The 20,272-nt window shown below is 66.4% G+C and carries 18 protein-coding genes; 1 reads left to right on the top strand and 17 read right to left on the bottom strand.

Annotated elements, in window-relative coordinates; all coding sequences use genetic code 11:
• Positions 1-149: 149 nt before the first annotated feature.
• On the top strand, positions 150-653 hold the full coding sequence (locus tag ACEN9Q_RS01660; RefSeq protein ID WP_056449634.1) for a DciA family protein: 504 nt from the start codon (positions 150-152) through the stop codon (positions 651-653).
• Positions 654-807: 154 nt separating this feature from the next.
• Here ACEN9Q_RS01660 and lpxC read toward each other — a convergent pair whose 3' ends face one another.
• The 17 genes from lpxC to rsmH form a co-directional block, all read right to left on the bottom strand.
• Positions 808-1,743, bottom strand: a complete 936-nt coding sequence (gene lpxC, locus ACEN9Q_RS01655) for a UDP-3-O-acyl-N-acetylglucosamine deacetylase (protein ID WP_056449632.1) — start codon at positions 1,741-1,743, stop codon at positions 808-810.
• A gap of 72 nt (positions 1,744-1,815) precedes the next feature.
• Positions 1,816-2,676, bottom strand: a complete 861-nt coding sequence (locus tag ACEN9Q_RS01650; RefSeq protein WP_495627137.1) for a DMT family transporter — start codon at positions 2,674-2,676, stop codon at positions 1,816-1,818.
• Between the two features lie 26 nt (positions 2,677-2,702).
• Positions 2,703-3,206 (bottom strand): peroxiredoxin, encoded by a 504-nt coding sequence (locus ACEN9Q_RS01645; RefSeq protein WP_056449630.1) that lies wholly within the window; start codon positions 3,204-3,206, stop codon positions 2,703-2,705.
• A 209-nt stretch (positions 3,207-3,415) separates the two neighbouring features.
• Positions 3,416-4,618, bottom strand: coding sequence for a cell division protein FtsZ (gene ftsZ, locus ACEN9Q_RS01640; protein WP_056449628.1), 1,203 nt, complete (start codon positions 4,616-4,618; stop codon positions 3,416-3,418).
• Between the two features lie 206 nt (positions 4,619-4,824).
• On the bottom strand, positions 4,825-6,057 hold the full coding sequence (gene ftsA / locus ACEN9Q_RS01635; RefSeq protein ID WP_056449626.1) for a cell division protein FtsA: 1,233 nt from the start codon (positions 6,055-6,057) through the stop codon (positions 4,825-4,827).
• A gap of 21 nt (positions 6,058-6,078) precedes the next feature.
• Complete coding sequence (locus ACEN9Q_RS01630; RefSeq protein ID WP_495627136.1) at positions 6,079-6,900, bottom strand: cell division protein FtsQ/DivIB; 822 nt, start codon at positions 6,898-6,900, stop codon at positions 6,079-6,081.
• A gap of 18 nt (positions 6,901-6,918) precedes the next feature.
• Entirely contained in the window at positions 6,919-7,887 is a 969-nt protein-coding gene (locus tag ACEN9Q_RS01625; protein WP_495628906.1) for a D-alanine--D-alanine ligase, read from the bottom strand.
• Between the two features lie 2 nt (positions 7,888-7,889).
• The gene (gene murC / locus ACEN9Q_RS01620) at positions 7,890-9,287 is read right to left on the bottom strand and encodes a UDP-N-acetylmuramate--L-alanine ligase (RefSeq protein WP_056449620.1); all 1,398 of its coding nucleotides are present in this window, start codon (positions 9,285-9,287) and stop codon (positions 7,890-7,892) included.
• On the bottom strand, positions 9,284-10,372 hold the full coding sequence (gene murG / locus ACEN9Q_RS01615) for an undecaprenyldiphospho-muramoylpentapeptide beta-N-acetylglucosaminyltransferase (RefSeq protein ID WP_495627135.1): 1,089 nt from the start codon (positions 10,370-10,372) through the stop codon (positions 9,284-9,286). Before murG ends, murC begins: the two co-directional genes overlap by 4 nt.
• The gene (ftsW, locus tag ACEN9Q_RS01610; RefSeq protein WP_056449616.1) at positions 10,369-11,586 is read right to left on the bottom strand and encodes a putative lipid II flippase FtsW; all 1,218 of its coding nucleotides are present in this window, start codon (positions 11,584-11,586) and stop codon (positions 10,369-10,371) included. Before ftsW ends, murG begins: the two co-directional genes overlap by 4 nt.
• The gene (murD, locus tag ACEN9Q_RS01605; protein ID WP_495628905.1) at positions 11,586-13,082 is read right to left on the bottom strand and encodes a UDP-N-acetylmuramoyl-L-alanine--D-glutamate ligase; all 1,497 of its coding nucleotides are present in this window, start codon (positions 13,080-13,082) and stop codon (positions 11,586-11,588) included. The genes ftsW and murD overlap by 1 nt, the downstream gene beginning before the upstream one ends.
• A 13-nt stretch (positions 13,083-13,095) precedes the next feature.
• Positions 13,096-14,265 carry a phospho-N-acetylmuramoyl-pentapeptide-transferase gene (gene mraY / locus ACEN9Q_RS01600; protein ID WP_056122815.1) on the bottom strand — a complete coding sequence of 390 codons (1,170 nt, stop codon included), beginning with the start codon at positions 14,263-14,265 and terminating at the stop codon, positions 13,096-13,098.
• A gap of 4 nt (positions 14,266-14,269) precedes the next feature.
• Complete coding sequence (locus tag ACEN9Q_RS01595; protein WP_495628904.1) at positions 14,270-15,742, bottom strand: UDP-N-acetylmuramoyl-tripeptide--D-alanyl-D-alanine ligase; 1,473 nt, start codon at positions 15,740-15,742, stop codon at positions 14,270-14,272.
• A gap of 2 nt (positions 15,743-15,744) precedes the next feature.
• Positions 15,745-17,277 (bottom strand): UDP-N-acetylmuramoyl-L-alanyl-D-glutamate--2,6-diaminopimelate ligase, encoded by a 1,533-nt coding sequence (locus ACEN9Q_RS01590; protein ID WP_495627134.1) that lies wholly within the window; start codon positions 17,275-17,277, stop codon positions 15,745-15,747.
• Positions 17,277-19,046, bottom strand: a complete 1,770-nt coding sequence (locus ACEN9Q_RS01585) for a peptidoglycan D,D-transpeptidase FtsI family protein (RefSeq protein ID WP_056449609.1) — start codon at positions 19,044-19,046, stop codon at positions 17,277-17,279. The genes ACEN9Q_RS01590 and ACEN9Q_RS01585 overlap by 1 nt, the downstream gene beginning before the upstream one ends.
• A complete protein-coding gene (gene ftsL, locus ACEN9Q_RS01580) occupies positions 19,043-19,315 on the bottom strand; it encodes a cell division protein FtsL (protein ID WP_495627133.1) in 273 nt (90 codons plus the stop codon). The genes ACEN9Q_RS01585 and ftsL overlap by 4 nt, the downstream gene beginning before the upstream one ends.
• A complete protein-coding gene (rsmH, locus tag ACEN9Q_RS01575) occupies positions 19,312-20,271 on the bottom strand; it encodes a 16S rRNA (cytosine(1402)-N(4))-methyltransferase RsmH (protein ID WP_056449605.1) in 960 nt (319 codons plus the stop codon). Before rsmH ends, ftsL begins: the two co-directional genes overlap by 4 nt.
• Position 20,272: the final 1 nt, after the last annotated feature.

The raw sequence follows: 20,272 nt of genomic DNA, 5'->3' as shown, positions 1-20,272 counted from the left end.
CCGATTTTATCATGCGATGCGGCCACACTTGGGGTCCGCCGGGCGGATCACAAGTGCGGCTGGCAAAAATTGTTATCAGTTTGCATTCGATTGCATCAATCGCGCACGATTGCTCGCGGCATGGCCCGCGGCTGTGGTATGTTCCGAGCATGCAGTCCACGAACAAGCAGCGTCCCTTCCATATCTACGGCACCCGCGACCGCAAGACGTCGTTCGTCGCCACCGATTTCCTGCGCTCCAACGACCGCCTCGCCGCGCTGATGCCGACCGCCCTGCGCGTGGGCAACCTGCAGCGCGACGTCAAGGCGATCCTGCCGCCGATGTACGCCGGCTGCGACGTGCTGTCGTTCCAGGAAGCGACCCTGACCCTCGCCGTGCCCTCCTCGGCCGTCGCGGCCAAGCTCAAGCAGCAGCTGCCCAAGCTGCAGGCGGGCTTGCAGAAAAAGGGATGGCAGGTGGACAACATGCGCATCAAGATCCAGATGCGGCCCAACGTGCCGGTGCGCGAGGAATTGAAGCCGTCGTCGCTGACCTTGCCGCCAACGGCGGTGGAAGCGTTCGAGCAGCTGGGAGAAACGTTGCCGGAGACGCAGCAGAATGCGGCGCTGATCGCGGCGATCAGAAGATTGGCGGAGAGAAGGAAGAAGTCATAACGTCGTTGTCTCGAACGCTGTCGTTACCTTTAAAACCGTCATTCCCGCGCAGGCGGGAATCCAAGTGCGTTAGCGCAGCGCTAGCGTAAATTAGGTTCCCGCCTGCGCGGGAACGACGTTGTTTTGAGCTACGGTCAAGGTAAAAGGCGGCGACTTACGTCAGCGCCCACTCCCTTTCCATCTGTGCCTCATACGACACGGGCGCCCGCTCCTGCGCGTCGAACGACACGATCTCGTAGGATTCCGGCTGCGCCAGCAGTTCGCGCAGCAGCAGGTTGTTCAGGCCGTGGCCCGACTTGTGCGCCTCGTAGCTGGCCAGCAGTGGCGCGCCGACGAGGTACAGGTCGCCGATCGCGTCGAGGATCTTGTGGCGCACGAACTCGTCTTCGTAGCGCAGGCCGTCCGCGTTCAGGATGCGGTATTCGTCCATCACGATCGCGTTTTCCAGCGAGCCGCCGCGCGCCAGGCCCATGCCGCGCAGGCTTTCCACGTCCTGCATGAAGCCGAACGTACGGGCGCGCGCCACGTCGTGCACGTACGAGACCTTGCCGAAGTCGACGACGGCGCGCTGCGTCGTGCCGTCCACGGCCGGGTGGTTGAATTCGATGAAGAAGTCGAGCTTGAAGCCGTCGTAAGGGCTCAGGCGCGCCCATTTCTCGCCGGCGCCGCTGCCCTGGCGGACTTCCACGGGTTTCAGCACGCGGATGAATTTCTTGGGCGTGGCCTGCTCCTGCACGCCCGCCTGCTGCAGCAGGAACACGAACGACGAGGCCGAACCATCCATGATCGGGATCTCTTCGGCCGTGACGTCGACGTACAGGTTGTCGATGCCGAGACCGGCGCAGGCGGACATCAGGTGCTCGACGGTCGAGACGCGCGCATTGCCCTGCGTGAGCACCGACGCCATGCGGGTATCGCCCACGATGTCGGCATTCGACGGGAACTCGACGACGGGGTCGAGGTCGACGCGGCGGAACACGATGCCCGTATCGGCGGCCGCCGGACGCAGGGTCAGCTCGACCTTGGTCCCGGAGTGCAGGCCGACGCCTGTCGTGCGCACCAGCTGTTTGATGGTTCGTTGTTTGAGCATCGTTCGATTATATCGTAGGGCTTTCGAGCCTGCCGGCGGCCCCCGCGGGGCGGTGGCAGGAACACCACGTTTTCACGGATGCTCGGCCTCCGCATGCACGGATTCGTGGCGGATCAGGTACAGGCCGCTGCCGATGATGATGGCGGCGCCCAGCAAAGTATATTCATCCGGCAAGGTTTTCCACATCAGCCAGTCGATGGCCACGCCCCACGCCAGCGCCGTGTACTCGAACGGCGCCACGACCGATGCTTCGCCATGGCTGAACGCTTCCGTCAGCGCCAGCTGGCCGAAAAAACCGCTGACGGCCAGCGCCAGGATCAGCAGCCAGTGCCCGGCCTGGACGGGCACCCAGTGGGGCGCGGCCAGCGGCGTCGCGCCGATGGCCATCAGGACCATCAGCCAGAACATCATGTGCTCGCCGCGGTCGGTGCGCGCCAGTACGCGGCCGGCAACGGCCGACACCGCATAGCACACGGCCGAAGCCAGCACGGCCAGTCCGCCCAGCGTGAAGAAGCCGGCGCCGGTCGGCCGCAGCACGACGAGCACCCCGGCCATGCCGACGGCGATCGCGATCCAGCGCGCCCCGTTCACGCGCTCGCCCAGCACGAACACGGACAGCGCCGTGATCAGGATCGGGCCGACGAAAAAAATCGAATACGCCTCGGCCAGCGACAGCGTCTTGAGGCCGTAGGTGAACAGCGCCAGCATCGCGATGCCGATCGCGCCGCGCAGCAGGTGCAGCGGCCAGCGGATGCGCAGCAGCGAGCGCTGGCCGCCGCGCCAGAATAGATAGGCGCCGACGAGCGGCAGCGCGGACAGCGCGCGGATCGCCGCCACCTGCATCGGCGGGAAGTGCGCGGACAGCAGCTTCATCGTCATGTCCATGATCGAGAACATGGCGACGCAGACCAGCATCGCGCGGATGCTGCGCATATTCCCCGCCAGCCGGCTCACCCGGATCAGCCCAGTTGCTTCAGCAGCGTCTCGGCCGACGACACGTCGAAGCCGCCGCTTTCCACGTTCAGCTGCTTGACGACGCCGTCCTGCACGAGCATCGAGTAGCGCTGGGAACGGACGCCGAAGCCCTTGGCGACGAGGTCGAATTCCAGGCCCAGCGCCTTGGTGAACGCGGCGCTGCCGTCGGCCATCATGCGGACGATGCCGGTGGCCTTCTGGTCGCGGCCCCACGCGCCCATCACGAACGCGTCGTTGACCGAGATGCACCAGATCTCGTCGACACCCTTGGCCTTGAGCTGGTCGGCCAGCTGGATGTAGCCGGGCAGGTGCTGGGCCGAGCAGGTCGGCGTGAAGGCGCCCGGCAGGCCGAAGATGGCGATGGTCTTGCCGCGGGTGAGGTCGGCCACGTCGAACGTGTTCGGGCCGAGCGCGCAGCCTTCGGTCGCGACGTCGATGAATTCCTGCAGGGAGCCTGCGGGCAGGCGGTCGCCGATCTGGATGGTCATGGTGGTGTTCCTTTCAAGTTTTCAGAACCCGCAAGTATGCCTGAACCAAACAAAACCGGGGTCAGAGCCCTTTTTTTGGCAACAGCCATCGGGCCATTTCCAAAATTCGGGCTCTGACCCCGGTTTAAAAACGAAAGGCCAGGCTGCTTGGAACAGCCTGGCCCCGCATCATGGAGCGCCGGTGGTCAGCCGGCGTTGGAGTCTGCTACTCAGTCGGCCTGCTTGCGCAGGAACGCCGGGATGTCGTAGGTCTCGACACCGTTGTTCTGCATCGCGCGCACCTGCTCGGACGCCTGCTCGCGGCGCCACACGGCCGGCTGCTTCATGCCGTCCATCGCGCCGGCACCGCTGGCCGCACCCATGGTCACGCCGGCCGTTACGCCCGGAGTGCCGGACATCATCGGCGCGCCGTACGTGCCGGTGCGCAGTACCTGCTGCGGCTGCACCAGCGAGATGCTGGCCTTGTTCTTGCCCAGGCCCGTCGCGACGACGGTCACGCGCAGCTCGTCGCCCATCTCGTCGTCGTAGGCGATGCCCTGTGCGATCGCGGCGTCCGGTGCCGCGAAGGCGCGCACGGCGGCCATGACTTCCTTGATCTCCTTGCCTTTCAGGCTGCGCGACGCGGTGACGTTCACCAGCACGCCCTTGGCGCCCGACAGGTCGATGCCGTCCAGCAGCGGCGACGCGACGGCCTGTTCGGCGGCGATGCGCGCGCGGTCCACGCCCGACGCGGTGGCCGTGCCCATCATGGCCTTGCCCTGCTCGCTCATGATGGTCTTGACGTCGTTGAAGTCGACGTTGATGTGGCCCGGGACGTTGATGATCTCGGCGATACCGGCGACGGCGTTGTTCAGCACATCGTCCGCATGCTTCATCCAGTCCAGCATCGATTCGTCTTCGTAGATGTCTTCCAGTTTTTCGTTCAGGATGACGATCAGCGAGTCGACGTGCTTGGTCAGTTCGTTCAGGCCGTTTTCGGCGACGTCCATGCACTTCTGGCCTTCGTACGAGAACGGCTTCGAGACGACGGCCACGGTCAGCGCGCCCAGGCTCTTGGCGACTTCCGCGACGATCGGCGCGGCGCCAGTGCCCGTGCCGCCGCCCATGCCGGCGGCGATGAACACCATGTGCGCGCCGCGCAGCGCGTCCTCGATGCGCATGCGCGATTGCTCGGCGAGCTGGCGGCCGATTTCCGGACGCATGCCCGCACCCAGGCCGGACTCGCCGATCTGGATGATGTTGTGGGCGCCGGATGCGGCCAGTGCCTGGGCGTCGGTGTTGGCGGCGATGAACTCCACGCCGGACACGCCCTTGTTGATCATATGCTGGACCGCATTGCCACCCGCGCCGCCAACGCCGACGACCTTGATGACCGTGCCCAATGCTGCGTTATCGACCATATCGAACTCCATGATGAACTCCTAATCTCGATGAGCCGTTTCCAAGCCCGAATTCTCACGAACGCCGTCAGAACTCGAGATTGGAAACGTGCCACTATTTTAAAAATGTTTCGTGTCCGTTACCAAGCAAAACCGTTACCAGCTGTTACTACACTCCCGAAAAGCCTCTCCCGCGTTGTGTTTACGTCCTCCACAACGCGCCGCCGCTTTTTCGGTCTCTAGAAATTCCCTAGGAACCATTCTTTCATTCGCTGCCAGACCGCCTTCACCGAACCGTCCTGGCGCGTGACGATGTGTCCGCGCAGGTACTGTTTCTTCGCTTCCAGCAGCAGACCGAGGACCGTCGCATAGCGCGGGCTGCGCACGACGTCCGCCAGTTGGCCGCGATACTCCGGCGTGCCAAGGCGCGCCGGCTTCAAGAAGATGTCTTCCGCCATCTCGATCATGCCCGGCATGATCGACGACCCGCCCGTGAGCACGATGCCCGACGAGAGCACGCCCTCGTAGCCGGACTCGCGCACGACCTGATGCACCATCGCGAACAGTTCTTCCACGCGCGGCTCGATCACGGCGGCCAGCGCCTGGCGCGACAGCGAACGGGGACCGCGGTCGCCGAGGCCCGGCACTTCCAGCGTCTCGCCCGGATCGGCCAGCACCTGCTTGGCCACGCCGTAGCGGATCTTGATCTCTTCCGCCTCGCCCGTCGGCGTGCGCAGGGCCATCGCGATGTCGCTCGTGATCTGGTCGCCGGCGATGGGAAGCACGGCCGTGTGCCGGATCGCGCCGTCCGAAAAGACCGCGATGTCGGTGGTGCCGCCGCCGATGTCGATGAGGACGACGCCCAGTTCCTTCTCGTCGTTCGTCAGCACCGAATCGGCCGACGCCATCGGCTGCAGGATCAGGTCCGAGACCTCGAGGCCGCAGCGGCGCACGCACTTTACAATATTCTGGACCGCGGACACCGCACCGGTGACGATGTGCACGCGCACCTCGAGGCGGATGCCGCTCATGCCGATCGGCTCGCGCACGTCTTCCTGGTTGTCGACGATGAATTCCTGCGGCACCGTGTGCAGCAGCTGCTGGTCGGTCGGGATGTTCACGGCCTTGGCCGTCTCGATCACGCGCGCCACGTCCGTGGCCGTCACTTCCTTGTCCTTGATGGCGACCATGCCGCTCGAATTGAACGAGCGGATATGGCTGCCGGCGATCCCCGCGTACACGTTGCGGATCTTGCAGTCGGCCATCAGCTCCGCTTCCTCGAGCGCGCGCTGGATCGATTCGACGGTCGCTTCGATGTTGACGACAACGCCCTTCTTCAGACCCTTGGACTCGTGCTGGCCGAGTCCGATCACCTCGTGGCGCCCATCGGCCATCACTTCGGCCACCACCGCCACCACCTTCGAGGTGCCGATGTCGAGGCCGACGATCAGGTTCTTCGCGTCTTTTGTCATGTTTGCTGTCGCCTGCTTAAATTAGATCTGCTTTGTTGTTTTGGTACTTGTTTTCTTCTTCACCGCCGCCTTCACGGGCTTGGTCGCATCCGCCGGGATGGTGAGCGCCGCGGAGGACAGGGCCAGGCCGTTCGGATAGCGCATGTCGATCGTATCGATGCGCCCTTCCTGCAGCCTCGCCACCAGCTGGGGGTAAATGCTCACCAGCCGCTGCACGCGCGTGTGCAGCGTGTCCTTGTCCTTCTCGCGCCCCAGCTCCACGCTCATCCCGTTGTTCAACCTGACCGTCCAGGCGTAGCGGTTCGACAGGCTGATCGACTCCGGCACGAGGCGGATCGGCGCGAACCAGCCGCGCAGTTCCGCGAAGCGCGTCAGCACTTCCTTTTCGCTGCCGGCCGGACCGCCGAAGGCAGGCAGTGCGTGGTCCTCGTCGGCCTCGGCCAGGTTGGCCGTGAACACCTCGCCCTTCACCGACAGCAGCCGGCCATCCTCGCCCCAGGTGCCGAGCGCCTCGTGCTCTTCCACCTGCACGATCAACTCGTTCGGCCACTCGCGGCGCACGCTGGCCTTGCGCACCCACGGCACCGACTCGAAGATCGTGCGTACCTGTTCGAGATCGGTCGTGAAGAAGTTGCCGTTGATCTTTCCGAGCACGCCATTACGCACCGTCAGCTCGTTCACGTGCTGCAGGTCCAGCCCGTACATGCTCTCGACACGCACCTCGCGCAGGGTGAACATCGGGCGCTGCGACAGCCACCACAATCCCGATCCCACGCAGGCGAGCACCGTCAGCGCGGTGATCGCGCCGGCGGTTGCGTTCAGAGCTCGCACGTCATGCCACATGTTGCTTCCCTAGTCCTTTTATGCTTTCTTCGCCTGGCCGGCCTTGAGGCTGGCGGAGCGCAGGATATCCACGCACAGGTCTTCGTAACTCGTACCCTCGGCGCGCGCCGCCATCGGCACGAGCGAGTGCGTCGTCATGCCGGGCGACGTGTTCACCTCCAGCAGGAACGGCTGGTTGTCCGACGCGCGCAGCAGTACGTCGATGCGGCTCCAGCCTTCGCAGCCGAGGGCGCGGTAGGCGTCCACCACGTGGGCCTGGATCGCGGCCGTCGTCGCCGCGTCGAGCGGCGCCGGGCAGTGATATTTCGTGTCGTCCGTGAAGTACTTGTTCTGGTAGTCGTAATTGCCTTCGGGCGCGACGATCTCCACGATCGGCAGCGCGCGCGCGGTGGCGCCGGCGCCCAGCACCGGCACCGAGAATTCGCGGCCCTGGATGAACTGCTCGACCAGCACCGCCTTGTCGTACTGGCGCGCCAGGTCGACGGCCGCCTGCAGCTCGGCGGCGGCGCTGACCTTGGTGATGCCGATCGTCGAGCCTTCCAGCGGCGGCTTGACGATCAGCGGCAGGCCGAGCGCCGCGACGATGCCGTCGGCGTCGACGCGGTCATCGGCACCGATCGTCATGTACTTCGGCGTCGGCACGCCGGCGGCCAGCCACACGATCTTGGTCGTGATCTTGTCCATGCCGACGGAAGACGCCATCACGCCGCTGCCCGTGTAGGGAATGCCGAGCAGTTCCAGCGCGCCCTGCAGGGTGCCGTCCTCGCCGAAACGGCCGTGCAGCGCGATGAACACGCGGTCGAATTTTTCCGCCGCCAGCTCGGCCAGCGAGCGCTCGGCCGGGTCGAACGCGTGGGCGTCGACGCCTTTCGATTGCAGTGCCTGCAGCACGCCGCTGCCCGAGATGAGCGAGATCTCGCGCTCGGCGGACCGGCCGCCGAACAGCACGCCCACCTTGCCGAGCGCCTTCGCTTCGGTGTCTGTCATACTCACGATGCCACCTTTTGATTCGATGTCAGTTGTTGGGGGACCCCGCCGATGGAACCGGCGCCCATGGTGAGCACGACGTCGCCGTCGCGCGCCACCTTGAGGATCGTCGCCGGCATGTCGGCGATCGCTTCCACGAAGATCGGTTCGATCTGGCTGCCCGCGCGCAGCGCACGCGCGAGCGCGCGGCCGTCCGCGGCCACGATCGGCGCCTCGCCCGCCGGATACACCTCGGCCAGCAGCAGCACGTCCGGCGCGCCCAGCACCTTCACGAAGTCCTCGAACAGGTCGCGGGTGCGGGAATAGCGGTGCGGCTGGAACGCCAGCACGAGGCGGCGGCCCGGATACGCGGCGCGCGCGGCGGCCAGGGTCACCTGGGCTTCCACCGGATGGTGGCCGTAGTCGTCGACGAGGGTGAAGCTGCCGCCCTGCGGCAGTTCGACTTCGCCCCAGCGCGTGAAGCGCCGGCCGACGCCGTTGAATTCGCGCAGGCCCTGCGCCGTCGCTTCGTCCGGCACGCCGATCTCGCGCGCGATGGCGATCGCCGAGCACGCGTTCAGCACGTTGTGCATGCCCGGCTGGTTCAGCACGAATTCCGTGTCCGGATAGCCCTGCTGGCGCACGGTGAAATGCATCCGGATGCCCTCGGCGCGCGCGTTCAGGGCGCGCACTTCGGCGTCTTCCGAAAAGCCGTACGTCGTCACCGGCTTGGTCACCTGCGGCAGGATCGCGCGCACGTTCGCATCGTCGATGCACATCATGGCGCGGCCGTAGAACGGCAGGCGGTGCGTGAAGTTGACGAACGCGCCCTTCAGTTTTTCGAAGTCGTGCTCGTACGTGTCCATGTGGTCGGCGTCGATGTTGGTGATCACCTCGATCATCGGCGACAGGTTCAGGAACGATGCGTCCGACTCGTCCGCCTCGGCCACGATGTATTCGCCGGTGCCCAGCTTGGCGTTGGCGCCGGCGCTGTTCAGGCGTCCGCCGATGACGAACGTCGGATCGAGGCCGCCCTGCGCGAGCACGGACGCGACGATGCTCGTCGTCGTCGTCTTGCCGTGCGTGCCGGCGATGGCGATGCCCCGCTTCAGGCGCATCAGCTCTCCGAGCATGATGGCGCGCGGGACGATCGGCACTTTCGCGGCGCGCGCGGCGACGACTTCCGGATTCGCTTCGTTGACGGCGGTGGACGTCACGACGGCGTCGGCGCCCAGGATGTTCGACGCCGCGTGGCCGATGCGCACGTTGGCGCCCAGTTCCTGCAGGCGCTGGCTGGCCGCGTTCGACGCGAGGTCCGAGCCCGACACCTTGTAGCCGAGGTTCAGGAGCACCTCCGCGATGCCGCTCATGCCGCTGCCGCCGATGCCGACGAAGTGAATGTGTTTGATCTTGTGTTTCATTGTCCGCCGTTCGCCAGTGTTTCAAGTACTTGCGCGATCGCCGCATTGGCGTCGCGCCGCCCCACCGCCTGCGCCGCCTCGGCCATCGCCAGGCAGTCGTCGCGGGTGGTCGTTTGCAGCAGCCTAGCCAGCTGCTGCGGATTCAGTTCGCCCTGCGGCAGATGCACCGCCGCCTTCTGCCCCGCCATCCAGGTCGCGTTGTCGCGCTGGTGGCTCGTCGTGCTGGCGACGAACGGCACGAGCACGCTCGCGACGCCGGCCGCCGTCAGTTCCGAGACGGTGATGGCGCCCGCGCGGCAGATCACGAGGTCCGCGTTCGCGTATTCCGCCGCCATGTCGTCGATGAAGTCGACCACGTTCGCCTTCACGCCTGCCTGCGCGTACGCGGCGCGCAGCGCGTCGATGTTCTTCTTGCCCGACTGGTGCGTGACCACCGGACGCAATCCTTCCGGGATCAGGGCCAGCGCGGCCGGCACGCTGTCGTTGAGGACCTTCGCACCGAGGCTGCCGCCGACCACGAGCAGGTTCAACGGGCCGCTGCGGCCGGCGAAACGGTGGCCCGGCGACGGCATGTCGAGGATCTCCTTGCGCACCGGATTGCCCGTGACGACGGCCTTGCCGGCCGCCTTGCCGAAATCGGCCGGGAAGCCGAACAGCACGCGTTGCGCGATGGGCGTCAGCGTCTTGTTCGACAGGAGCAAGGCCGCATCCGCGTTCACGAGCGCCAGCGGCACGCCGCGCGCGCGCGCCATCATCCCGCCCGGCACCGTCACGTAGCCGCCCATGCCCAGCACGACGTCGGGCTTGCGCAATGCCAGGTACTTGCGGCACGACGCGAAGCTGGCGACGAGCTTGAACGCGCCGGACACCGTGTGCGCGATGCCCTTGCCGCGCATGCCGGCGAAATCGATGCTGTCCATGGCGATGCCGTGCTTCGGCACGATGTCGCGCTCCATGCCGTGCATCGTGCCGAGCCACGAGACTTCCCACCCGCGCTCGCGCATCGACTGTGCGATGGCGATGCCGGGGAAGATGTGGCCGCCGGTGCCGGCCGCCATGATCATCAGTCTTTTCGGCGTGCTCATTGGCGGCCTCCCCGCATCTTGACGCGGTTTTCGTAATCGATGCGCAGCAGGATCGCGAGGCCCACGCAGTTGAACAGGATGCCCGAGCCGCCGTAGCTCATCAGCGGCAGGGTCAGGCCCTTGGTGGGCAGCAGGCCCAGGTTCACGCCCATGTTGATGAAGACCTGCACGCCGAGCCAGATGCCGATCCCTTTCGCGGCGAGGCCGGCAAAGTGCTGTTCCAGCGCGATGGCCTGGCGCCCGATGTCGAAGGCGCGCTTGACGAGCCAGTAGAACAGGCCGATCACGACGAGCACGCCGACCAGGCCGAGCTCCTCGCCGATGACGGCCATGATGAAGTCGGTGTGCGCTTCCGGCAGGTAGTGCAGCTTTTCCACGCTGCCGCCCAGGCCCACGCCGAAGATCTCGCCGCGGCCGAACGCGATCAGCGAGTGCGTCAGCTGGTATGCCTTGTCCAGCGCATTGCCTTCTTCCCACGGGTTCATGTACGCGAACATGCGCGCGCGGCGGAACGGCGACAGCGCGATGATGGTCGAGAACACGAGCACGAGGACGGCGCCGATGCCGCCGAACCAGATCATGTTGAAGCCGCCCAGGAACAGGATGCCCATCGAAATGCAGACGACGACGCCGAACGCGCCGAGGTCGGGCTCCAGCATCAGCAGCGCGCCGACCAGCGCCATCGCGGCGGCCATCGGCATGAAGCCCTTCGTCAGCTTGTGCATGTACTGCTGCTTGCGCACCGTGAAGTCGGCCGCGTACAGCACGGACACGACCTTCATGATCTCGGACGGCTGCAACTGCATGATCTTGAGGGGCAGCCAGCGGCGGGCGCCGTTGACCGAGTGGCCCAGGCCCGGCACCAGCACGAGCGCCAGCAGCACGAGCGTGCCGACGAACATCAGCGGCGCGAACCGCTGCCAGGTCGCGACCGGGACGCGGAACACGAACAGGCCGACCACCATCGACACGACGATGAACGCGGCCTGGCGCATCAGGAAGTAGTTGTTCTTGCCCTGCAGGTAGGCGAACTTGGGCGAATCCGGCAACGCGATCGACGCCGAATACACCATCACCATCCCGAACAGCATCATGAGCAGCACGACCCAGACGAGCGGCTGGTCGTACTCCATCATGCGCGACGGCCGTGCGCGCGTCGCGATCGTCGCGTCGCTCGCCGAACCGCCGAACTTGAATGGAATCTGGAACGGCATCAGATCTCCTGCCCGTTTTCGAGTGCGATGTCGCGCACGGCGTCGATGAAGACCTGGGCGCGGTGCGCGTAGTTCGTGAACATGTCCAGGCTCGCGCAGGCGGGCGACAGCAGCACGACGTCGCCGGACTTTGCCAGGCCGCTCGCGCGACGTACGGCTTCCGGCAGGCCCGGGAGGTCGAAGCACGGGACGCCGGAGGGTTCGAGCGCGGCGCGGATGGCGGGCGCGTCGCGGCCGATCAGGAGCACGGCGCGCACGTAGCGCGAGCACGGACCCGCGAGCGGGCTGAAATCCTGGCCCTTGCCGTCGCCGCCGGCGATCAGCAGGATCTGGCGTTCCGTCTCGCCGAACGTCTTGCCCAGGCCTTCGAGCGCGGCGACGGTAGCGCCGACATTGGTGCCCTTGGAGTCGTCGTAGTACTCGACGTTGGCGATGCTCGTGATGAGCTCCACGCGGTGCGGCTCGCCCTGGTATTCGCGCAGGCCGTGCAGCAGCGGCGCCAGCGGCAGGCCGACGGCGCGGCACAGCGCCAGCGCGGCCAGCGCGTTGGACGCGTTGTGCAGGCCGCGGATGTGCAGCGCGTCGGCAGGCATCAGGCGGTTGAGCGTGATCCCGGCCGGTTCGGCCGGTTCGTTCTTCTTGCGCTTCTTTTCCGGTTCTTCGCCCGGATTCGCGTTCGCCAGCCACAGCACGCCCCGTTCGTTCACGAGGCCGAAGCTGCCCGGCGCATCCGGTTCGCCGGTGCCGAACGTCGTCACCGCCGCACCCGGCGCCGCCATGCCCATCACCACGGCATCGTCGCGGTTCAGCACGCGGATCGTGTCGGCGCCGAAGATGCGGGCCTTGTCGTCGGCATACGCGGCCATGCTGCCGTGCCAGTCGAGGTGGTCCTGGGTGATGTTCAGGACGGTGGCGGCGTCGGGATTCAGGCTGTACGTCGTGTGCAGCTGGAAGCTGGAGAGTTCCAGCACCCAGGCCTGCGGCAGCTCGTTGGCGTCGATGACTTCGCGCAGCACGTCCAGCGCGGCCGGGCTGATGTTGCCCGCGACTTTCGTCGTGAGGCCGGCGCGGCGGCACAGCAAACCGGTCAGGCTCGTGACCGTCGTCTTGCCGTTCGTGCCCGTGATGGCGATGACCTTCGGGGCGTACCCCTGCTGCGCCTCGAGCGCGGCGAGCGCCTGCGCGAACAGCTCGATCTCTCCCCACAGCGGCACCTGGCGCGCGGCGGCCGCCGGCGCGATCTCGGCCAGTTCGCGGTTCGGCGCGAGGCCGGGACTGACGGCGACGAAGTCGACGCCGTCCAGCAGGCCCGCGGCGAACGGTCCGGCGACGAAGTCCGCATCCGGCACGGCCGCGCGCAGTGCCGGCAGGCGAGCCGGTTCTGCGCGCGTGTCGGCCACGCGCACGCGGGCGCCCGAGCGCGCGAGCCACAGCGCCATCGCCAGGCCCGATTCGCCGAGCCCCAGTACCAGTGCGGTTTTGCCTTCGTAGTTCATCATGGGTTCGTCGTCAGCGCAGCTTGAGGGTGGAGAAGCCGACCAGCACCAGGATCATCGTCACGATCCAGAACCGCACGACAACCTTGGTCTCTTTCCAGCCCTTCTGTTCGAAATGGTGGTGCAGCGGCGCCATGAGGAACACGCGGCGTCCCGTGCCATATCTCTTCTTCGTGTACTTGAACCAGCTGACCTGGATGATCACGGACAGCGTCTCGGCCACGAACACGCCGCCCATGATGAACAGGACGATTTCCTGGCGCACGATGACGGCGATGGTGCCGAGCGCGCCGCCCAGCGCCAGCGCGCCGACGTCGCCCATGAACATCTGCGCGGGGTGCGCGTTATACCAGAGGAAGGCCAGGCCCGCGCCCGCCATCGCGCCGCAGAAGATCAGCAGTTCGCCGGCGCCCGGGATGTGCGGGATGAACAGGTATTTCGAATACGTCGCGTTACCGGTCAGATAAGCGAACAGGCCCAGCGCGCCGCCCACCATCACGGTCGGCATGATGGCGAGGCCGTCGAGGCCATCGGTGAAGTTGACGGCGTTCGAGGCGCCCACGATCACGCAGTACGTGAGCGCGATGAAGCCCCACACGCCGAGCGGATAGCTGATGGTCTTGAAGAACGGGACGATCAGGTCGGCCTTGGGCGGCAGGTCCATCGAGAAGCCGGACTGCACCCAGGCGAAGAACAGCTGCCACACTTCCCACGGCGTCGCGGCCGAGACCGAGAACGCCAGGTACAGCGACGACGTGATGCCGATCAGCGACATCCAGAAATACTTCTCGCCCGAGCGCATGCCTTCCGGGTCCTTGTAGACGACCTTGCGGTAGTCGTCGACCCAGCCGATGGCGCCGAAGCCGAGCGTCACAACGAGCACGGGCCAGATCAGGCGGTTCGACAGGTCGCACCACAACAGCGTGGAGACGCCGATGGCGATCAGCACGAGGACGCCGCCCATGGTCGGGGTGCCGTGCTTGGACAGGTGGGTCTGCGGACCGTACGTGCGCACGGCCTGGCCGACCTTCATCTCGGTGAGCTTGCGGATCACGGCCGGACCGCACAGCATGCCGATGCTGATCGCGGTGATGGTCGCGAACACGGCGCGGAACGTGATGTAGTTAAAAACGCGCAGCGGACCGAGATAGTCCTGAAAATATTGTGCGAGCCAAAGCAGCATAAGTCTAGTGGGCTTCCTTGCCGGTGTTGGTTGATGCGATCAGGTGTTGGACCACGCGTTCCATCTTCATGAAGCGCGAGCCCTTCACCAACACAGTTGCGTCAGATTTGCTGCCCAGTCTTTGATCCAGTGCTGCCAATAATTCGTCGAACTGCTCGTAGTGTTGCGCTCCCGATCCGACCAGATGGCGAGCCAGGTCGCCGGTCGCGAGCACGGTGTCGATGCCGCGGCTTGCGGCGTAGGCACCGATTTCCTGGTGAAACTCAGGTCCTTGCGTGCCAACCTCGCCCATGTCGCCCAGCACGAGGATGCGCGGGGAGGCATATTGCGCCAGCACGTCGATGGCGGCGCGCACGGAGTCGGGGTTGGCGTTGTAGCTGTCGTCGATGACGGTGGCGCCGCTCACGGCCTGCTTGCGCTGCAGGCGGCCGCTGACGGGCGCGAACGCTTCCAGGCCGCGCACGATGGCGTCGACGGGAATGCCGGCCGCGCGCGCGCAGGCGATGGCGGCCAGCGCGTTGCGGACGTTGTGGACGCCGGCGGCGGCAAGATTGATCGTGAACCGCAATGGCTCGGTTGCGCCCTGCGCCTCCAGAACGTCGTCCCCGCGAAGGCGGGGATCCAATGTTACGTGAGCGGCCGCGCCGGCAATCTTGGGTTCCCGCCTGCGCGGGAACGACGTGACACTGAGTTCGCTGCCGAACTCCGTCACCGTGTACGTCGCCCGCACGTCGCAGGCATCCGTCAGGCCAAACGTCAGCACGTCGCGCTCGCCCGCCAGTTCGCGCCACAGCGCCGTGTACTCTTCATCGCCCGGAAACACGGCCACGCCGTCCGCCGGCAGCGCCTGCAGCACGGCGCCGTTCTCGCGCGCCACCGCTTCCACGGTGTGCATGAATTCCTGGTGCTCGCGCTGCGCGTTGTTGACCAGCGCGACGGTGGGTTCGGCGATGGCGGCCAGGCGCGCGATCTCGCCCGGGTGGTTCATGCCCAGTTCGACGACGGCGGCCTTGTGCGTGTCGTTCAGGCGCGTCACGGTCAGCGGCACGCCGATCTCGTTGTTCAAATTGCCCTGCGTGGCCAGGCGCGCGTCGGCACCAAATGCGGCCGCGAGAATGGACGCGATCATTTCCTTGACCGTCGTCTTGCCGTTGCTGCCGGTGACGCCGATGACGGGAATCGCGAAGCGCCGGCGCCAGAAGTTGCCGATGCGGCCCAGCGCGGCCAGCGTGTCCGGCACGACGACGGCCGGCAGCGGATAGTGTTCGGGCAGCTTTTCCACGACGACGGCCGCCAGCGGCTTGTCGACCAGCTGGCCGAGGAAGTCGTGGGCATCGAAGCGTTCGCCGCGCAGGGCGACGAACAGCGACCCCGGCACCGGTTGCCGGCTGTCGGTCGAGACGCCCTGGAAATAAGCGTCGCGCGTGACGTGCGCGCCCTCGATCGACGCCGCGATTTGGTCCAGCGAACCACGAATCATCAAACAGTCCTCATCATCGTGAGCCGCGCGGTCAGCGCCAGCGCGGCGTGGTCGGCATCGGAAAATGGAATCTTCCGGCCTTTGATTTCCTGGTACGGCTCATGGCCCTTCCCCGCCAGCAGGATCACGTCCGGCTTGGCGGCATGCTTCACGGCCGACAGGATCGCGGCGGCGCGGTCCTCGACGGCCTGGTACGTCGACGTCGGGTGGTGCGGGTCCATGCCGGCCACGATCTGGTCGATGATGGCGCGCGGCTCCTCGCTGCGCGGGTTGTCGCTCGTGACCAGCACGTGTCCCGCCATCTGCGCGATGCGGCCCATCTGCGGGCGCTTGCCCGGATCGCGGTCGCCGCCGCAGCCGAACACGCACCACAGCGCCCCGCCGCGCTCCTGCGCGACCTGGCGCAGCGCTTCCAGGGTCTTTTCCAGCGCGTCCGGCGTGTGCGCGTAGTCGATCACGACCATCGGCGCATCATGGCCGCCGATCTGCTGCATGCGGCCCGGGGCCGGCACGAGCGCCTCGATGGCGTCGAGCGCGGCGCGCAACAGCACGCCCTTCGCCAGCAGCGTGCCCAGCACGGCGAGCGCGTTGCTGGCGTTGAAGTGGCCGACCATGTGCGTGCGGGCGACGGCGCTGCCATACGGCGATTCGATATGGAATTCGCTGCCGTTCGGGCGGCTGCGCAGGTTCGATGCGCGCAGCACGGCGACGCCGTCCAACGCCGGCTGTTCGTGGACGGCACGCAGCGTGTAGCCGATCACGGCCACCTCCGGCCGGGTGGCGCGCAGGTGCCGCGCGATGCGCACACCGGCGTCGTCGTCCAGGTTGACGACGGCGGTTTTCAGGCCGGGCCAGTCGAACAGGCGGCGCTTGGCGGCCTCGTAGGCGTCCATGTCGCCGTGGTAGTCGAGGTGGTCGCGCGTGAGGTTCGTGAACACGGCCACGTCGAAGTGCATGCCGGCCGTGCGGTGTTCGACGAGGCCGATCGACGACACTTCGATCGCGAGCGACGTCGCGCCCGCGTCGCGCAGGCGCGCCAGTTCCGTCGCCAGCAGCACGGCGTCCGGCGTCGTGTAGCCGGTCGCGTCGAATTCCGGCTCGGCGCGGCCGCGCACGAGGCCCACGCCGAGCGTGCCGACGACCGCGCCCGTCTCGCCGAGGGCGGCCAGCGCCTGCGCCGTCCACAGCGCGCACGACGTCTTGCCGTTGGTGCCCGTGACGCCGACGGTGAACATGGCCGCATCCGGCGCGCCGTAGCACGCATGCGCGATCGGGCCGGCGTTCCGCTTCAGGTCCGGCACGGCCAGGTGCGGCACGGCGAGCGCCTCGTCGAACGTGAAATCGCGGCCGTCGTACACGACCGCCGCGGCACCGTTGTCGACGGCGGCGCGGATGAAACGGCGGCCATCAGAGGCTTCGCCCGGATAGGCGAAGAACACGTCGCCGCGGCGCACGCGGCGCGAGTCGGAAACGAGACGGCCGCCCGGTGCGGCGGCCTGCATCCATTCGACGATGTTCGGCGTCTCGGCCATCAATTGCTCTCCTCGAGAGGATGTTCAGGAATGATGATGTCGGTGACCGATGAATCGGGCGGTATGTTGGCGGCCCGCAGCGCGTTTGCTGCGAGTGTCGCGAAGGTCGGCGCGGCGACGACGCCGCCGACGTGGCCAGCGCCCTGCGGATCGTCGATCATCACGGCAATCACGAAGCGCGGGTTCGACATCGGCACGATGCCGGCGAAGTTACCGACGTAGTGGGTCTGCGAGTAGCGGCCGTTGATGACCTTTTGCGCGGTTCCGGTCTTGCCGCCCACGCGGTAACCGGCGATCTGCGCCTGCGGCGCGGTGCCTTCCGGACTCACCACCGATTCGACCATCGTGCGGATCTGCGCGGCCGTTTTCGGCGAGATGACTTGCTGGCCGACCGGCTTGTCCGTCACCTTCTGGAACGACAGCGGAATGATGTCGCCGTCGCGCGCAAAGATCAGCCAGGCGCGCGCCAGCTGCAGCAGCGACATCGAGATGCCCTGGCCGAACGACATATTGGCCTTGGCCACGATAGGCCAGGATTTGTAGGGACGTACACGGCCGGCGGCGGCGCCCGGGAAACCGAAGCGCGGCGCCTGGCCGAAGCCGACCTTGGTGAACATCTCCCACATCTCCTGCGCCGACAGCAGTTCCGAAATCTTGGTGGTGCCGATATTGGACGACACCTGGATGATGGTGCTGACGTCGATGACGCCGTGCGGATGGGTGTCGCGGATCGTGTGGCCGCCGGTCTGGTAACGGCCGCTGCCCGTATCGAACAGCGTGGTCGGCTTGATCAGGCCCTTGTCCAGCGCCAGCGCGACGGTGAACGGTTTCAGCGTCGAACCCGGCTCGAACGTGTCGGTGATGACGCGGTTGCGCAGCTGCTCGCCGGTCAGGTGCGAGCGGTCGTTCGGGTTGTAGGTCGGCCAGTTGGCGAGCGCCAGCACTTCGCCCGTGTGCACGTCCAGCACGACGGCGGCGCCGGCCTTGGCATGGAACTTCTCCACCGCTTCCTTGACGCTGTTGTAGGCGATGTACTGCAGCTTGGAATCCACCGACAGCGTGATGTCCTTGCCGTCGTGCGGCTCGCGCGACAGGCCCACGTCCTCGACGATGCGGCCCAGGCGGTCCTTGATCACGCGCCGGCTGCCCGTTTGGCCCACGAGGTTCTTCTGCTGGGCGAGTTCGATGCCTTCCTGGCCCGCGTCCTCGACGTTCGTGAAGCCGACGATGTGCGCCATCACCTCGTTCTGCGGGTAGTAGCGCTTGTATTCCTTGCGGGTGTCGATGCCGTCGATGCCGAGCTTTTCGATCTTGGCGATGACGTCCATTTCGACCTGGCGCTTCAGGTAGACGAAGGTGCGGTCCGAATCGAGCTTCTTGAGCAGGTCGGCCTGCGGCATGTCGAGCAGCTGCGCCAGTGCGCGCAGCTTGTCCGGCGGCGATTGCTTGACGTCTTCGGGAATCGCCCACACGGCCTTCACCGGCAGCGACGACGCGAGCACGATGCCGTTGCGGTCGAAGATCTTGCCGCGCGTGGCCGGCAGTTCGAGCGTGCGCTCGTAGCGGCTCGCGCCCTGCTTCTGCAGGAACTGGTTGGAGACGCCCTGCAGCCACAGCGCGCGTCCGGCCAGCGCGAAGAACGCGGCGAACAGCACGAACAGGACCACGCGCGAACGCCAGTCCGGCAGGCGCACGGCCAGCACGGGGCTCTTGGAGAACGCCACGCCCTTGGCGGCGGCGACGCGGGAACCGTTGGCGCCGGCCTTCATTTGCCGCCTTCCGTCAGGTATTGGGTACGAGCCGGGCTCAGGGGCGCCATGTTCAACTCGGCGCGCGCGATCTGTTCGATGCGCTCGTTCTTGCCGAGGGTGGACTGGTCGAGCTGGAGCTGGGCCCAGTCGATCTCGAGCTGGCGCTGCTGAGTCGCCAGCTTCTCGATATCGTTGATCAGGTGATTGCGCTGGTAGCGCGCATTCACGACCGACAGCGCGCAACCGACCAGGAGCGCGGTCAGCACGACGTTGATCTTGCCCGTCATGCGCGCGCTCCCAGGCGTTCGGCCACGCGCAGCACCGCCGAGCGGGCACGCGGATTGGCCGCGACCTCGAGGTCCGAGGGTTTGGTTTTGCAGATCAACTTCATCAAGGGCTGGGGCAGATCGACGGCGCGGATCGGCAACCGGCGGTCCGGTTGCTCGACCTTGGCCTTGGACGCCAGGAACTGCTTGACCATCCGGTCTTCCAGCGAGTGGAAGCTGATCACGGACAGGCGAGCGCCGGGCGCCAGCAGTTCGAAGGCGGCCTTCAAACCTGCTTCAAGGTCCTCAAGCTCTTGATTGATGAAAATCCGGATAGCCTGAAAGGTGCGGGTTGCCGGATCCTTGCCTTTCTCCCGGGTTTTGACCGCGTTTGCCACGATTGCGGCAAGCTGTCGTGTGCTTGAAATTGGTTCGACTGCCCGGCGAGCAACAATCGCCTTTGCAATCTGAAAAGCAAACCGTTCTTCCCCATAATCGCGAATCACCTTTTCCAGTTGTCTCTCCGGCACCTCGGCCAGCCATGCGGCGGCGGAGATGCCACGTGTCGTATCCATCCGCATGTCCAGGGGACCGTCGTTGCGGAAGCTGAAGCCCCGGCTCGCGTCGTCCACCTGGGGCGACGAGATGCCCAGGTCCAGCAGGATGCCGTCGACCTGGTGCACGCCCCGTGCCGCCATCGCGTCGACCATCGTCGCGAAGCTGTCGTGCACGATCGAAAAGCGCGGATCGTTCATCTGTCCGGCCGTCGCGATTGCCTGGAGATCCTTGTCGAAACCGACCAGGCGCCCCTCGGGCGCCAGTTTCGACAGGATCAGCCGGCTATGACCGCCGCGGCCGAACGTGCCGTCTATATAAATACCCGCAGCGCGCGCGCCCTCGAGGGCCAGCGCATCGACTGCTTCATCCAGCAGCACCGTACGATGCTGCAAACCGGGCACCGGCTGAGTCACATTCATG

The sequence above is a fragment of the Massilia sp. Masssp93 genome (assembly GCF_059491295.1).
Note: the sequence above shows the minus strand (reverse complement) of the source record. Positions and strands in the feature narration are given on the sequence as shown.

Excerpts from the sequence above, each read along its gene's own strand:
- lpxC (WP_056449632.1), bottom strand. The coding sequence starts at position 1,743 with ATGCTCAAACAACGAACCATCAAACAGCTGGTGCGCACGACAGGCGTC.
- murC (WP_056449620.1), bottom strand. The coding sequence starts at position 9,287 with ATGAAACACAAGATCAAACACATTCACTTCGTCGGCATCGGCGGCAGC.
- murG (WP_495627135.1), bottom strand. The coding sequence starts at position 10,372 with ATGAGCACGCCGAAAAGACTGATGATCATGGCGGCCGGCACCGGCGGC.
- ACEN9Q_RS01660 (WP_056449634.1), top strand. The coding sequence starts at position 150 with ATGCAGTCCACGAACAAGCAGCGTCCCTTCCATATCTACGGCACCCGC.
- ACEN9Q_RS01630 (WP_495627136.1), bottom strand. The coding sequence starts at position 6,900 with ATGTGGCATGACGTGCGAGCTCTGAACGCAACCGCCGGCGCGATCACC.
- ACEN9Q_RS01645 (WP_056449630.1), bottom strand. The coding sequence starts at position 3,206 with ATGACCATCCAGATCGGCGACCGCCTGCCCGCAGGCTCCCTGCAGGAA.
- rsmH (WP_056449605.1), bottom strand. The coding sequence starts at position 20,271 with ATGAATGTGACTCAGCCGGTGCCCGGTTTGCAGCATCGTACGGTGCTG.
- ACEN9Q_RS01625 (WP_495628906.1), bottom strand. The coding sequence starts at position 7,887 with ATGACAGACACCGAAGCGAAGGCGCTCGGCAAGGTGGGCGTGCTGTTC.
- ftsA (WP_056449626.1), bottom strand. The coding sequence starts at position 6,057 with ATGACAAAAGACGCGAAGAACCTGATCGTCGGCCTCGACATCGGCACC.
- murD (WP_495628905.1), bottom strand. The coding sequence starts at position 13,082 with ATGAACTACGAAGGCAAAACCGCACTGGTACTGGGGCTCGGCGAATCG.
- ftsL (WP_495627133.1), bottom strand. The coding sequence starts at position 19,315 with ATGACGGGCAAGATCAACGTCGTGCTGACCGCGCTCCTGGTCGGTTGC.
- mraY (WP_056122815.1), bottom strand. The coding sequence starts at position 14,265 with ATGCTGCTTTGGCTCGCACAATATTTTCAGGACTATCTCGGTCCGCTG.
- ACEN9Q_RS01650 (WP_495627137.1), bottom strand. The coding sequence starts at position 2,676 with ATGCGCAGCATCCGCGCGATGCTGGTCTGCGTCGCCATGTTCTCGATC.
- ftsZ (WP_056449628.1), bottom strand. The coding sequence starts at position 4,618 with ATGGAGTTCGATATGGTCGATAACGCAGCATTGGGCACGGTCATCAAG.
- ftsW (WP_056449616.1), bottom strand. The coding sequence starts at position 11,586 with ATGCCGTTCCAGATTCCATTCAAGTTCGGCGGTTCGGCGAGCGACGCG.
- ACEN9Q_RS01590 (WP_495627134.1), bottom strand. The coding sequence starts at position 17,277 with ATGGCCGAGACGCCGAACATCGTCGAATGGATGCAGGCCGCCGCACCG.
- ACEN9Q_RS01585 (WP_056449609.1), bottom strand. The coding sequence starts at position 19,046 with ATGAAGGCCGGCGCCAACGGTTCCCGCGTCGCCGCCGCCAAGGGCGTG.